At 71.5% G+C, this 13,633-nt stretch carries 13 protein-coding genes and 5 riboswitches; of the genes, 8 read left to right on the plus strand and 5 right to left on the minus strand.

The window, feature by feature from the left end:
- Window positions 1–127: 127 nt before the first annotated feature.
- A complete protein-coding gene (locus ACFFNX_RS06890) occupies window positions 128–1,342 on the minus strand; it encodes an MFS transporter (RefSeq protein ID WP_378196954.1) in 1,215 nt (404 codons plus the stop codon).
- 196 nt (window positions 1,343–1,538) lie between these two features.
- The gene (locus tag ACFFNX_RS06895) at window positions 1,539–2,036 is read right to left on the minus strand and encodes an NUDIX domain-containing protein (protein WP_378196957.1); all 498 of its coding nucleotides are present in this window, start codon (window positions 2,034–2,036) and stop codon (window positions 1,539–1,541) included.
- Between the two features lie 19 nt (window positions 2,037–2,055).
- Window positions 2,056–2,120, minus strand: a riboswitch (Fluoride riboswitch).
- Between the two features lie 78 nt (window positions 2,121–2,198).
- Window positions 2,199–2,258, plus strand: a riboswitch (Fluoride riboswitch).
- A 23-nt stretch (window positions 2,259–2,281) separates the two neighbouring features.
- Here ACFFNX_RS06895 and ACFFNX_RS06900 point away from each other — a divergent pair.
- The 4 genes from ACFFNX_RS06900 (at window position 2,282) to ACFFNX_RS06915 (ending at window position 5,252) form a co-directional block, all read left to right on the plus strand.
- Entirely contained in the window at window positions 2,282–2,716 is a 435-nt protein-coding gene (locus ACFFNX_RS06900) for a hypothetical protein (protein ID WP_378196960.1), read from the plus strand.
- 79 nt (window positions 2,717–2,795) lie between these two features.
- Complete coding sequence (locus ACFFNX_RS06905) at window positions 2,796–3,293, plus strand: inorganic diphosphatase (protein ID WP_378196963.1); 498 nt, start codon at window positions 2,796–2,798, stop codon at window positions 3,291–3,293.
- Between the two features lie 97 nt (window positions 3,294–3,390).
- Window positions 3,391–3,454, plus strand: a riboswitch (Fluoride riboswitch).
- A 28-nt stretch (window positions 3,455–3,482) separates the two neighbouring features.
- The gene (locus ACFFNX_RS06910; RefSeq protein WP_378196966.1) at window positions 3,483–4,790 is read left to right on the plus strand and encodes a hypothetical protein; all 1,308 of its coding nucleotides are present in this window, start codon (window positions 3,483–3,485) and stop codon (window positions 4,788–4,790) included.
- 114 nt (window positions 4,791–4,904) lie between these two features.
- The gene (locus ACFFNX_RS06915) at window positions 4,905–5,252 is read left to right on the plus strand and encodes a hypothetical protein (RefSeq protein WP_378196969.1); all 348 of its coding nucleotides are present in this window, start codon (window positions 4,905–4,907) and stop codon (window positions 5,250–5,252) included.
- Here ACFFNX_RS06915 and ACFFNX_RS06920 read toward each other — a convergent pair.
- Window positions 5,164–6,141, minus strand: coding sequence for a hypothetical protein (locus ACFFNX_RS06920; RefSeq protein ID WP_378196971.1), 978 nt, complete (start codon window positions 6,139–6,141; stop codon window positions 5,164–5,166). The genes ACFFNX_RS06915 and ACFFNX_RS06920 overlap by 89 nt on opposite strands.
- 381 nt (window positions 6,142–6,522) lie before the next feature.
- Between ACFFNX_RS06920 and ACFFNX_RS06925 the strand changes: the two genes are divergently transcribed.
- Window positions 6,523–6,771, plus strand: a complete 249-nt coding sequence (locus tag ACFFNX_RS06925) for a DUF2180 family protein (protein ID WP_378196974.1) — start codon at window positions 6,523–6,525, stop codon at window positions 6,769–6,771.
- 43 nt (window positions 6,772–6,814) lie between these two features.
- Window positions 6,815–8,545, plus strand: a complete 1,731-nt coding sequence (locus tag ACFFNX_RS06930; RefSeq protein WP_378196977.1) for a dynamin family protein — start codon at window positions 6,815–6,817, stop codon at window positions 8,543–8,545.
- On the opposite strand, the gene ACFFNX_RS06935 is transcribed toward ACFFNX_RS06930, so the two are convergent.
- Window positions 8,515–9,033 carry an inorganic diphosphatase gene (locus ACFFNX_RS06935; RefSeq protein WP_378196980.1) on the minus strand — a complete coding sequence of 173 codons (519 nt, stop codon included), beginning with the start codon at window positions 9,031–9,033 and terminating at the stop codon, window positions 8,515–8,517. The genes ACFFNX_RS06930 and ACFFNX_RS06935 overlap by 31 nt on opposite strands.
- Window positions 9,017–9,088, minus strand: a riboswitch (Fluoride riboswitch). (Overlaps the previous gene by 17 nt.)
- Window positions 9,089–9,390: 302 nt before the next feature.
- On the opposite strand from ACFFNX_RS06935, the gene eno reads away from it, so the two are divergent.
- Complete coding sequence (gene eno, locus ACFFNX_RS06940; protein ID WP_378196983.1) at window positions 9,391–10,659, plus strand: phosphopyruvate hydratase; 1,269 nt, start codon at window positions 9,391–9,393, stop codon at window positions 10,657–10,659.
- Between the two features lie 130 nt (window positions 10,660–10,789).
- Window positions 10,790–10,853, plus strand: a riboswitch (Fluoride riboswitch).
- 14 nt (window positions 10,854–10,867) lie between these two features.
- Entirely contained in the window at window positions 10,868–12,535 is a 1,668-nt protein-coding gene (ettA, locus tag ACFFNX_RS06945; RefSeq protein WP_378196986.1) for an energy-dependent translational throttle protein EttA, read from the plus strand.
- Window positions 12,536–12,564: 29 nt separating this feature from the next.
- Here the strand turns inward: ettA and ACFFNX_RS06950 are convergent, their stop codons facing one another.
- Entirely contained in the window at window positions 12,565–13,311 is a 747-nt protein-coding gene (locus ACFFNX_RS06950; RefSeq protein ID WP_378196989.1) for a hypothetical protein, read from the minus strand.
- Window positions 13,312–13,633 lie beyond the last annotated feature (322 nt).

The raw sequence follows: 13,633 nt of genomic DNA on the forward strand, positions 1-13,633 counted from the left end.
TCGTTCGGCGCGCTGGCGCTGCTGGCGGCCGTCCTGGGCGCGGTGGTGGGCGGGAACCGCGTGCGCTGGGCCGCCGGGCTGGCCGCGGGCGGTGTGATCGTCGCCGCCGTCGGCGTGCAGCTCCACATCACCTGAGCCTCCGCGAGCGAGCACCGGCCCGTACGGTCAGGATCAGCGGGATCGCGGCGAGCTCGGTGGCGACGCAGAACGCCACCGCCGCCCACAGCGAGAGGGTGAACAGCGCTCCGATCACGAGGCTGCCGACGAACCACGCCGTCCCGTACACGCCGGTGAACAGCCCGTACGCCGAGGCCCGCCGGTTCGAGGAGACCATCGGGGCGACGGCCGCCGGGATGATCGACTCGTGCACGCCCATTCCCAGACCCCACAGCGAGACACCGGCGAGGGCGGCCCAGAAGCCTCCGAGGAACACCAGCGGTGCGAATGACGCGGTGACGATCGTCAACGGGAGCAGGATGCCGATCCCGACACGGTCGTACCGGCGCCCGAGGATCAGCGAGCCGACCCCGCTGACGGCCATGGCCACCGCGTAGAACAGCGGCGTGAGGCCGGCCGACACCGTCCCCGCCCGCTGGAAGTGGTAGGCGATCAGGGGGAAGTCGGCGAACCCGGCGGCCACGAGCGCGCCGGCGGCCAGATAGATCCAGAAGACGCGCGGCAGGCCACCGGTGCCGACCTGAGCGGGGCCCGCCTCCAGATCCTGCGGCCGGGGATAGAACAGGCGGGCCGCGACGACCAGCGACAGCGTGATCGCGGCCGGGATCGCCAGCGCGGCGAACGCGATCGTGTAGTCGTGCCGGCCGAGGGTCAGCACCAGCGCGACCGCCAGGGGGCCGAACATCGCGCCGAACTGGTCGAGGGCCTCGTGCACGCCGAACGCCCAGCCGTAGCCCAGGTCCTTGGCCGCGTGCGAGAGCATCGCGTCGCGTGGCGGATTCCGGGTCGCCTTTCCGACCCGTTCGAGAACGATCAGCAGGGCGGCCACCTGCCAGCTCCCGGCGAGTGCCAGCAGCGGCACCACCGACATCTGCAGCACGTAGCCACTGATGGTCACCGGCCAATAGCGCTGGGTCCGATCGGCGAGGCGGCCGGAGATCAGGCGGAGGCCGTAGCCGGCGAGCTCGCCGAACCCCGTGACGGCGCTGATCGCGAATGCCCCCGCACCCAGCAGTTTCAGGTACTGCCCGATGATGCTGCGGGAGCCTTCGTAGGCGAAGTCGGCGAAGAAGCTCATGACGCCGACCATGAGCACGAACTTCAGGGCGGCGGACGCCCCCGGCGCCTTCGTCCGGTGCGTGTCCGGCGCTCGTCCGCCCGTCACCGGTCCACCGCGCCCGCCACGGCCGGTATGGCCCGCCGCGGCCGTCGGCCGCGTCCGCGACCATGACGGCGGGGAGCGTTCGGGTGCATGGCGGCCTCCTACCCCGATTCGGATCGGGACCGTTGGCGGCGTGTCCGCGGTCGTCGGCGGCAGGTCCGCGGGCCTCTGGCCCGGGTGTGGGAGCCCGGAAGGAGCGCTACATGTGCGGGGCGGGTTCGTTGCGGGGCCGCCACAGATTGCCCAGGTACGGTGCGGTCGAGGGGAGGCGTGCTCGTAGCCCCCGCAGGTGGCCGGCGATCGGCGGCCGCAGGTCGAGGTCGGGAAGCGCGTCCAGCGGGACGAAGGCGGGTTTCAGGCCGGGTTCGGTCTCGGTCACCACCGTCGAGGTCGACGCCTCGGCGGCCCAGAAGACGATCTCGAGGGTGCGTTCGGCGCCCTCGGGGGCGATGGTCTCCAGCGCGAAGGCGACCCGGTTGACCTCGGCGCGCAGCCCGGTCTCTTCGAGGACCTCACGACGGGCGCAGGCGGCCATGCCCTCACCGCGGCGAGGGCATCCTCCGGGCAGCACCCAGTCGCCACCGTTTCGGGTGCGATGGAGCAGCAGGACGCTCTCATCGCGGAAGACGATCACCGAGCACCGCAGGCGTACCAGCGTGACGTCGGAGTCGGCGCCGAAACCGTTCTGGTCGTGCATGACAGGCCTCCACCCTGAAAAAGAGGTAGAGGCCATCAGCGTCCGTCCGGCGCGGTTATGGCGAGCCTCATCGCCGCGATCAGTGTATTCGGCGACCTGGGCGAGGTGCCAGAGTGACATGCGGCCGAAGACGTAGAGTGGTGATACCGCCCGGTGATTCACGGAGCGGTGGGCGATGAGGCTCGCCGAAATCGCGGTTCCGCTGATGGCCTCTCCTCGAAGACGTTGTCGAAGGAGGAGCGGTCATGGATACGCCGGGTACGGGCGGCCACCCGCAGGCGGATCTGCTGGCGATCGCCCATCGCGGGGTTCGCCTGCAGACGGCCGCCGAGCGCGCCATCGCCGGCTGCCTCGGACCGGATCCGGGCGCCTCGGCACGCGAGTGCGGGCGGCTGCTCGCCCGCTACTACCGTCTGCGGGGCGAGCTGGCAGCGCTGCCGCTGATGGGTCCGCTGCTTCGATTCCGCGGCGAACTGGACACCGTCCTGCTGTGCCATCAGTTCGTCCTCCACGAGGCGGCCCTCAGCGGCTGCCGAATGCGGCGATGGGCCGACACCCACCATGGTTCCTCCCTTGTCCTGGGGCTGCCGGGTGAGCGGCTGCGCGATCTGCGTGATGAGATCCTCGACTGCGTGTCGCCGGCCGAAGAGGCCGCGCGAGACGACGTGCGGCAAGGTTGAGGTGAACGGCCCCGTGCCTGCGACGCCGCCTCGGCCCGCAGCGGCGAGGTTCGTCGCCCGGACCGGACAAGGAGGCGTCATGGAACTCGAGGTCGTCATCGAGATCCCGAAAGGCTCGCGGAACAAGTACGAGATGGATCACCGGCTCGGCCGGATCCGCCTGGACCGCATGCTCTTCACGGCCACGCAGTATCCGACCGACTACGGCTACGTCCCCGGGACCCTCGCTGAAGACGGCGACCCACTGGATGCCATGGTGCTGCTGGAAGAACCCACCTTCCCCGGATGCAGCGTCGCCGCGCGTCCGGTCGGGGTGTTCTGGATGCACGACGAACACGGACCCGACGCCAAGATCCTCACCGTCCCCGCGCACGACCCGCGGTACGCCGGCGTGCGGGACCTGGGCGACGTTCCGGCCTTCGTGTGCGCGGAGATCGGTCATTTCTTCGACATCTACAAGGAACTGGAGCCCGGCAAGGATTCCGACACACGTGGCTGGCAAGGACGGGACGCCGCCGACCGGGAGATCAACGCGGCCTTCGATCGGGCTCGCGACGCCGGGGGATCGCGACGGTGACCCGCGGCCGGCAGGAGACGCGGTCTCCGCGAACGCCGTGGACTGCTGATCACTTCCATCGGACCGTGCATGCCGCGTCCGCGGTTGGGCAGATAACCATCCGACCGGTGATGGGGCTCACCGAAACCGCGGCACAGGCCGCTGATGGCTCCTGCTTCGAGTACGGAGGCGGCAGCCATGGTTCGGTCGGTGATCCAGCGACGCGGTTCTGGGAACGAGAGCACCATCGATGCCGGGCGCCTGCTGGGCGCGGACGGCTGTGCCCTGTGCCGGGAGCGCGATGACGCGGCCGAGACCTGGCTGCGCTGGTTCGAGATCGAGCATCACAGCGATCCGGGGACGTTGACCGCGCTCGGGAGCTCGTCGGGCTTCTGCCCGGCTCACACCCGACGGCTGGTCGCGCTCGACAAGCCCGCCGTCCTTCGCCGGCCGTGGGAGTTCGTCCTGCGCGCCGCCATCGATCGCGTCGAGCGGCTCATCGCCACGGGCAGGGCGCCCGCCCTGTCGCCGTGCCCGCTGTGCGCCGGCGCGGACGCCCGCTCGCGGGCCGCCGCCGACACGCTCATCGCCATGCTGGCGGACCCTCACGTCGGTGAAGTGCTGAAAGAGCGGCATGGCCTGTGCCACCCGCACCTGCGATCCCTGCTGTCCAGGCTGAGCCCGGCCCAGGCCGCGGTCGCCGCCGACGTCGTACGGGCGGAGCTGGACCAGGACGCCGTCACCACCGTCGCGGGCATCGACCCCGATGCCGTACCCCGGTCCCGGTTGTACCCGCTGGTCGCCGACCATCATGAACCGGCAGATCGGCCGCCCGCACAACGGCTCGCCGACGATCTGAACGCCGGTTCGTGCCCCTGCTGCCGGCAGATCGGCCGAGCGGAGAACACCTACCTGACCTGGCTGGTCGCCGAGGACGAACCCGGCGAGCGCGACCTTCGGCTTTGCCCGCGCCATCTGCACGACCTCGTCCAGCGCGCGGGTGAGGAGTCCCGCGCGGCGCGTGCCCGCCGCGCGGCCGTCCAGGCACAGGTGGAAGAGGTCGCGGCGTCCGCGCGACCGCTGTCCGGCCAACGCCGGAGGCGCCGTCCAGCGCACGACGACGTCACCGACCGGTACCGGCGCGCGGTCGCGAACCTGGACGGTGACCGTACCTGCCGTGTGTGCCGGTCCGCCGCCTCGGCCGCCGACCGCTGTCTCGCCCTCATCCGGGCCTGCGCCGACGACCGGCACGTACAGGCGGCGTTGGAGGGCGGCCATGGCCTGTGCCTGCGGCACGGCGAGCGGCTCACCGGTGCCCGCGGTGCCGAGCGGTTCGGGCGGCGGCTGCTGACCCGGCTCCGCCAGAGCGCGTGGGAACTGAACGAGGACACGCTCAAACAGGCATGGGCGCTTCGCCACGAGCCCGTCGGCCGGGAGGCCACGAGCTGGCGCCGGGTCCCCACCATCGTCGACGGCCGGGCCTACCTCGGCCTGAGCGAGGACGACCTGTGGCGATGACGGCCGACGGGAACGCCGGGTGCCTCACGCGCCGGACCTGAACGAACCGCGGCCTCCGGGCCCACGACAGGCGGCCGACCCGCTCGGCCTGACCGCGACCTTCCGGGAGATGAAGTGAGTGTGGTGAACGAGGCACTGGCGTTCTTGGGGATCACCAGCGGCTCCACGAGCCGCGGCGGTCCCGCGCCGGATGCCGCCAGGACGCGTGAGGAGCAGCGAAGGATCGCCGCGGCGATGCGCGCGCTGCCGGGCCGGTTCGCCGACCGGCTGCCGCGGCACGCGCTGGAGAGGATCAACAACGCTGCCGCCGAGGGGCGCTGGGAAGAATCCCTCGATGACCTCCTCACCGGCCTGCACGCCCGCGGTGAGGCGATCACCGGGGCCGAGCGCGACGACCTGTCCGCGGTGCTCGCGGCACTGCAACTGCCGAGCGGGCGCCTCGAGACGCTTCTGGAACGCTGAGCGCGGTATCGGCGGCGGGGCGGGCGGCGCCGGCTTCGGCGGCGAGCCATCGGCGCATGAACGGCGACCGGCCCCCCGGCGGTCGCAACGCGATGCCGCGGTCGGACATGATGCGCCGTACGGTCTCCGACGGCTGGCCGGTCAGCAGTTCGATGTGCTGTGACCCGACTCCGCAGACGACGTACAGATCGCGCAGCAGTTCCTCACTCAGCGGGACGGGAGCGGGGAACCGCTGCCAGATCGGGCCCCCGGCCGGCACCTGGGGGATGCCGTGGCGCTCCAGCGCGCGGCGTACCAGGGAGTCGTCGTAGAGGGCGTGGATCAGCTCGATCTGCCGGCCCGCCGTCCCGTCCCGCGGCGGACCGGCGACCCGGATCGGAAGGCCCAGCTCGTGCGCGTTGCGCAGGACGACGCTGCGGGAGACGCCGAAGGCACGAGCGACCTGGTCGGCGGACATCTCGTCGAAGACGTACAGGTGCGTCAGGCGCTCGCCGTCCAGGACGGTGCGGTCCTCCCGGTTGCAGCGCCCCCGTGTTCGCGTCGGTATCCCCAGCTGCCGCAGCCGCTCACGGATGCGGCGCTCGGGCACACCGACGAGCCGGGCGATCTGCCGGCTCGTCAGGCGCCCGCGTACGTACAGCTTCTCCAGCATGGCGGGCAGATCCGGCGGGTCGGGTGCGCGGCGTCGCGGGCGCTCGCGGACGGCTCCGCGCGGCCGTACCGCCACGCCGGCGTGACGAAGCATCCGCGTGACACGTTGCCGGTCGATGCCGACGATCTCGCCGATCTGGTACGTCGACAGTCCGGCGCAGACGTACAGGTGCCGGAGCCGGGTCGGCAGGGGTGTGTCGGCGGCGTCGAGTTCGGCGGCGCACTGGCAGGGTTGCATGACGGGCCCTCCGCGGAAAGCGTCGCGTGCTGGTCTCAGGGACCGTTGGCGGGTCTTTCCGCGGTTGGCGGCGGGCCCCTCCGCCGTGACATCAGGGTAAGCAGTGATCGTCTGTGAATCCAGCCCGTGGCCGTAAGCCGTCCTGCGGCCACGGGTCTCCGCCATCCGCCGCGTCCGGTGGCTCGCCGGGGCGAGCACTGGGCCGGAGGCGACATGGCAGGTTAAACTATGATCAATTGCGGCGGAGGGGCTCGCCGACGAACCGCGGTCATACCGCCAACGGTCCCTACCTGATCGGGTAGGAGGCCGTTTTTTCATGCAGAGACCACGTCTGACTCCCGTTCGGCTGCCGGTGTCCCAGGAATCCAGGGAGGTATGACCGTGAACTGTCTGGACTGTGCGACCGAGTTCCGTCTCCAGGTCGCCGCGGTCGCGGTGTGCACGGGCTGCGGGGCCGCCGTGTGCGGTGACCACGCGAAGGTCCGGGAGCACACCCTCACCCAGAAGGTGCTCGGCGGTATGGCGCTGATGACCGTGCCGGTCAGCCCGCCTGCGCGGCGCGTCCGCTGCCTGTCCTGTGACGCCGCGCACCGGAACGGGAACGCCGAGCACCGCGAGGCCACGTGGTAGCGGCGGCAGGACGGCCGCCCATCGCCGGCGAAAGGAGACCGTGATGGACGCGATGGATCGCCGAGCGGTCCTGTTCGGCGTTCTCGACGGACTCGCCGAGCTGGCGGATCCGGGCGATCGCGAGCGCATCGACGGTCTGCGTGAACGGCTGGCCGCGGACCGGATCCGCGTGCTCGTCGCGGGCGAGGCCAAGCGGGGCAAGAGTACGGTCGTCAACGCGCTGGTGGGCCGCGCCGTGCTGCCGACCGGGGTGACGCCGGTGACCGCCATGGCCACGGTGGTGCGCCACGGAAGGCGGGAGCGGGTCATCGCCCGGTACGCCGACGGGCGTACGGAAGAGCGCGGTCTGGACGAGCTCGCGGACCTGGTCACCGAGCGCGGCAACCCCGGTAACCGCCTGAGGCTCGCGAGCGTGACGGTCGACCTCGACGCCGGTCTGCTGAACCACGGCGTGGAGATCGTCGACACGCCCGGCACCGGGTCGGTCTACGAGCACAACACCGCGGAGGCCGAACGCGTCCTGGAGACGATGGACGCCGCGGTGTTCGTGCTGACCGCCGACCCGCCGCTGTCGGCCGCCGAGCGCGCGCTGCTGGAGCGCGTCGCCGAGAGCTCGGTGACGACCTTCATCCTGTTGAACAAGGCGGATCGGCTGAGCGGCGCGGAGCGGGAGGAGGCACTCGCCTTCGCGGCCGAGCACACGAGCCGGGCCGTCGGGCGGGACATCGCCGTCCGGCCGGTCTGCGCACGAGCCGGCACCGGCGATCCCGGGTTCGCGGCCTTCGCGAGGGACTTCACGGACTACCTCTCCGGTGGTCGCGCCGGCGACCTGGAGGAGTCGGTGGCCCGGCAGGCGCAGCGCCTCATCGATCGGCTGACCGACGAGGTCAGTCTGCAACGGCGTGTTCTCGACATGCGCGGCGGCGAGGCGGCACGTCGGCTGGAGACGTTCCGGGAACGGCTGGACGTCGTCGCCGCGCGGCGGCGGGACGCGGTCGACCTGGTCGAGGCGGAGAGCCGGCGGCTGCTGGCCGCACTGAACGATCAGGCCGACAAGGCGGCGCGCGGGCTGACGTCGCGGATAACGAACCGGATCGCCACCGCCGTCGGCGAGCTGTCCAAACCCGATGAGGTCGAGCGCGAGGGACGCGACCACGTCGTCGACCTGACCCGCACCGCCGTGGAGACGTGGCGGGACCAGCGGCGGCGGAGCCTGGAGGAGGGCCTGTCCGACCTGGACGCCCGGCTCGTCGCCATGCTGGACCGTGAGCTCGCCGTGGTCCGCGATGACGCGGCCGAACTCCTCGATCTCGACCTCGCGGTGCCCGCGGAGGAGGGACGGCTGATCGAAGATCCCCGCTTCTTCTACGTCTTCACCGACAACGCGGGGCAGACCGAACTGCTGGCGGGCGCGATCCGCCGCCACCTGCCCGGCGAACTCGGCCGCCGGCGGGCACGCGAGCACCTCCTGCGCGAGACGGCCGAACTGGTGCCCAAGCAGGTCGGCCGCGCCCGGGCGGACCTGCAATACCGATTGGCGGAGGCCACCCGCGCACTCGTTCGCGCGATCGATCACCGCTATGCCACCACGGTCGATCGCCTGGTGTCAGCGCTGGGCGCCGCCACCGCGGCGACCGAGGACACACAGGCGCGGACCCGACGGCGGGAGCTGGACGAGAGGGCGGCCGTCCTGAGCGACCTGGGGTCGCGCCTGACCTCCGCGGCGGCCCCGAAGGTCACCGCTCATTCCAGGGAGCCGGTGAGGCGCTCGTAGGAGTGATGGGCCCGTGCCAGGAGGGTCTCGGCGCTCCGGCGCCCTTCGCACCCGGTGACCTGGCAGTGGTGTCCCGCGCGGAGACGCCGCAGCACCGCGGCCAGGGCGAGCTCGTCGGCGTGCCAGTCGGCCAGCTGGGGCAGATCGGTGAGAGAGGCGAAGTTCTCGTCGCCGGCCGGCACGCACACCACCTCCTCGCGCGGCCGCCCGTCCACGACCGCGTGGAGGAGGGCGACCGGCCGGGCGCGAACGGCCTGCCGGGGCAACGCCGGTTCCTCCATCAGCAGCACGACGTCAACGGGCATGCCGTCCTCGGCCAGGCTGTCCGTCACACAGCCGTTCCCGATCGGGTAACCCCCAGGCGACCCGTACGCGCCGGGCCCGTCGTCGGGGGCGAACGGCGATCCGGCCGTCGCCTCCACCGCGACCGTTATCTCCACCATGGTGACCTCCCGCAACAGCCGTTCGGGTACCAGGTCAGGAGCCATCAGCACGATGATCCGTCACCGTGCGGTCGCGGCGAGCCCCATCGCCCACAGACACCCTCCATTCTGCCCCGCCGCCGTCCCGACGAGGCGATCCGACCCCCGTGCCATCGGTCGCGGCGGGGTGTCTTCTTCCGCGGATGTGGCTACGTCTACTCTGGGAGGCGTCGTACGGCGGAGGGGCTCGCCGTCATCCGCGGCGATCGCCGCCAACGGTCCCTACCTTCAACGGTAGGAGGACCATGCCCGCCCGACTGCTGAACCCGCGCCAGGCCACCGGGCCGTCCGCGCCGCCGCGGGCGTGTGGCCCGCGCCGGTCCCGGTCATGCTCGTACGAGGCCGCTCACCGAAAGGCCGATCGTGTCGATTGACATCACCATGCTGCGCGCCATCGAGATCCTCGACTCCCGCGCACGCCCGACGCTCTCCGTCACCGTGGAGCTCGCCGGGGGAGCCGTCGCTCGCGCCGGCGTGCCGTCGGGAGCCTCCACGGGTTCCGGCGAGGCCGTCGAACTGAGGGACGGCGATCCGGCCCGGTACGGCGGCCAGGGGGTGCGTACGGCCGTCGGCCACGTCAACGGCGAGATCGCCGGCGCGGTGTGCGGCCGGAGCTTCGCCGACCAGGCCGCCCTCGACCAGGCGCTGATCGACCTGGACGGCACGCCGAACAAGTCCCGGCTCGGTGCCAACGCCCTCATCGGTGTGTCGATGGCCGTCGCCCGGGCCGCCGCCGCCCAGCGGGACGTCCCGCTGTGGCGGTACCTCGGCCCCGACGGCGTCTCTCCTCTGCTGCCCGTGCCGCACTTCAACGTCCTCAACGGCGGCGCGCACGCGACCAACCCGCTCGACTTCCAGGAGTTCATGATCGCCCCGCTCGGGGCACCCGACCTGGCCGAGGCCGTACGTGCCGGCGCCGAGGTCTACGCCGCGCTGCGCCGGCGGCTGAGCGAGGGCGGGCACAGCACCGGGCTCGGCGACGAGGGCGGCTTCGCGCCGGACCTGACCCGGCCCGAGGAGGCCCTGACCCTGCTCGTCGCGGCGATCGAGGACGCCGGGTACACGCCCGGCCGGGACGGCGTCGCCATCGCCCTGGACCCGGCCGCGAGCGAGTTCCGGCAGCCGGGCGGCACCTACCACGTGGGCGGCGAGAAGCTGACCAGCGACGACCTGATCGCCCGCTACCGGCGGATCGTCGAGGACTTCCCCGTGTGGAGCATCGAGGACGGCCTGGGCGAGGACGACCACGACGGATGGGTCCGGCTCACCGAACAGCTGGGCGAGCGGGTGCAACTGGTCGGCGACGACAACTTCGTCACCAACCCCACCGTCATCGCCCACGCCATCGAGGACGGCATCGCCAACGCGTCCCTGATCAAGCTCAACCAGATCGGCACCGTCACCGAGACCCTGCACGCCATGGCCGTCTGCCGCCAGGCCGGCTACGGCGCGATGGTCTCCCACCGCTCCGGGGAGACCGAGGACTCCTTCATCGCCGACCTGGCCGTCGGCTCCGGCTGCGGACAGATCAAGACCGGCGCGCCGGCCCGCGGCGAACGCGCCGCCAAGTACAACCGGCTGCTGGAGATCGCGGCCCACCATCCTGAGCTGCCTTTCGGCCTGCGGCCCTGACCCCTGTTCCGCCGTCCGCCGGCCCTGCTCCGGCGCGGGCTCGCCTGCTACGTCCCTTTGGAGCCGAGTCCAGCGCCCGGCCCCCGGTGCGCCGACCCGGGTACGACCCGGGGCGGCGGCCCGACGCACAATGGTGGTAGGCGATGAGGCTCGCCTTCGCCCGCACATCCGGTGCTGATGGCCTCTACGACACCGTGGGGAGCACAGGATGCATGCGTTCACGATGCGCGATGCGCGGATGGTGCGGGGTGCCCGGGTGATCCTCGACGGTGTGACGCTCACGTTCGTGCCCGGGGCCAAGATCGGTGTGGTGGGGCCGAACGGCATGGGCAAGTCCACGCTGTTGCGGGTCATGGCCGGACTCGATCGGCCTGCGGAGGGTGAGGCGTCTCCGGGCCCGGGCATCAGTGTGGGCATCCTGGAGCAGGAGCCGCGTCTGGACGAGACCGCGACCGTCCTGGGCAACGTCGAGGAGGGGGTCGCCGGAGTCCGCTCGACCCTGCGCCGCTATGAGGAGGTCACCGCTCGTCTCGATGAGGCCGGTGGCGACCGGATAGAGCCGCTGCTGGACGAACTCGGTGCTCTGCAGGACGCCCTCGACCACGCCGGTGCCTGGGACCTGGGCTCTCGTCTGGATCAGGCGATGGACGCGTTGCGCTGCCCGCCCCCGGACACTCCGGTACGGGAGTTGTCCGGTGGTGAGCGGCGCCGCGTCGCGTTGTGCGGGGTTCTGCTGTCGCAGCCGGACCTGTTGCTGCTCGATGAGCCGACCAATCACCTCGATGCCGAGTCGGTGGCGTGGCTGGAACATCATCTGGCCGCCTACGGCGGCACGGTCGTCGCCGTCACGCACGACCGGTACTTCCTCGACAACGTCGCCCAGTGGATTCTGGAGATCGACCGGGGTCACGCCTACCCGTACGAGGGCAATTACTCCACCTACCTGGAGGCCAAGGCGGCCCGGTTGAAGGTCGAGGGTCTCAAGGACGCCAAGCGGCGCAAACGCCTGGCCGAGGAGCTGGCCTGGGTCCGTTCCGGTCCCCGGGGCCGCCAGGGCAGGTCCAGGGCGCGGCTGCGACGGTACGAGGAACGGGCCGCCGAGGTCGCCGAGCGGCGTGGGCTCGACTTCGCGGAGATCCAGATCCCGCCGGGCCCGCGGCTGGGCGGCGTGGTGCTGGAGGCCGAGCACCTTCACAAGGCCTACGGCGACCGGTTGCTGTTCGAGGATCTGTCGCTGTCGCTGCCACGCGGCGGCATCGTCGGGATCGTGGGCCCCAACGGGGTCGGCAAGACCACGCTCATGCGCATGATCGTCGGCGTCGAACAGCCCGACTCGGGCGTACTGCGGGTCGGCGAGACCGTGAAGATCTCCTATGTCGACCAGAACCGCGCCGGCCTCCAGGGCGACAGGACGGTGTGGGAGATGATCTCCGGCGGCCGCGACCACCTCCGGCTCGGGGACGTCGAGATGCCCTCACGCGCGTACGTCGCCGGCTTCGGCTTCAAGGGAACAGACCAGCAAAAGCCCGTCGGCGTGCTGTCCGGCGGCGAGCGCAACCGGCTCAACCTCGCCCTGACCCTCGAACAGGGCGGCAACCTGCTCCTGCTGGACGAGCCGACCAACGACCTCGACGTGGAGACCCTCTCATCTCTGGAGGCCGCGTTGCTCGGCTTCCCCGGCAGCGCCGTGATCACCGCCCACGACCGCTGGTTCCTCGACCGCATCGCCACCCACATCCTCGCCTGGGAGGGCAACGCCACCTGGTTCTGGTTCGAGGGCAACTTCGCCGACTACGAACGGAACAAGCTCGAACGACTCGGCCCCGAGGCCGCTCGCCCGCACCGCCTCACCCACCGGCGCCTCGCCCGCGGCTGACCCGTCGTAGCGCGTCCGGGTCTGGGCGGTTAGAAAACGGGGAGTTTCGGCGGATGCCAGTTGTCGGTGCCGGTCGCCCAGAGCGGATGGCCGTCCCTGGCATAGATCACCAGGTTCTTGTCGGACTGGAGGACCAGCCTCGCCCCGGGATGACCGTACGTTCCGGACGCCCAGACCGGGTTGTCGTCGCGGTCGTAGACCACCAGGTTGCCGTCGCGCTGGAACGCGGTGTGGCCTCCGGGGGCGCGCGTACGGGTGCTCCACATCGGGCCGCGCTCGCCGACGAGCGAGAGGATGCCCGCCTGGTCCATGGAGAGGGCGAGGCTGTGCGTCTTCACCTCGCCCGGATACCGGTCTTCGTATCCTCCGAAGGAGAAGTAGTGCGGGGCCAGTACCACGACGGCCCCCGGTCCGGACCCGTCCGGCTTCTCCGGCCCGACGAGTTCCGGGCCGGGACCGGTGTACAGGTGCTTGAGGTCGTCGGAGGAGGACACGGACTCGACGTTCGTCGACGACCGCCCGTCGCCGGACGCCGACGCGGTCCGGCTCGCCGGGTCGCGATGCGATCCGGTCCCGGTCAACAGGACCGCACCGGCCACCAGGGCCACACCGCCGACCGCCGCGGCCGCGAGGACCGGCCGCCTCGTCATCGGCCGAACGGGCGACGGCTCACGGCCCGCCGTGCCGCCGCCGGGCGTCTCGTCTCTCTCCTCCGCGAGGGAGTCGGTGTCCGGCGCCAGGTCGTCGGCCGTACCGCGGTGCTGTTCAGCAGACACGATCGTTTCTCCTTCCATCGTCCATTTCGGATCGCGGGGCGAGCGCTCGGCGAAGGGCCACCGGCGGCGGTCCTCGGGGGCGCCCGGCGAGGTCGTGGCAGGCGGGAGTTCACCCACGGTCATCAGTCGCCTTCGGCCCTGAGACCGCACATTGAAAGGTGGCCACTCTCTTGCATACGCAACCCGCCGCACCCCGGTTCACCGGACGACTCGCGACCGGTCGTCGTGCCTGGTCACCTGGACCTCACCAGCTGTCGGGAAGGTGCCTTCTTGGCGGCTCGACCGAGGTCACCTACGGTTTCGTGGTAACGATCAGTGACCG

Source organism: Actinoallomurus acaciae, from assembly GCF_042429965.1.
Lineage (GTDB): Bacteria > Actinomycetota > Actinomycetes > Streptosporangiales > Streptosporangiaceae > Actinoallomurus > Actinoallomurus acaciae.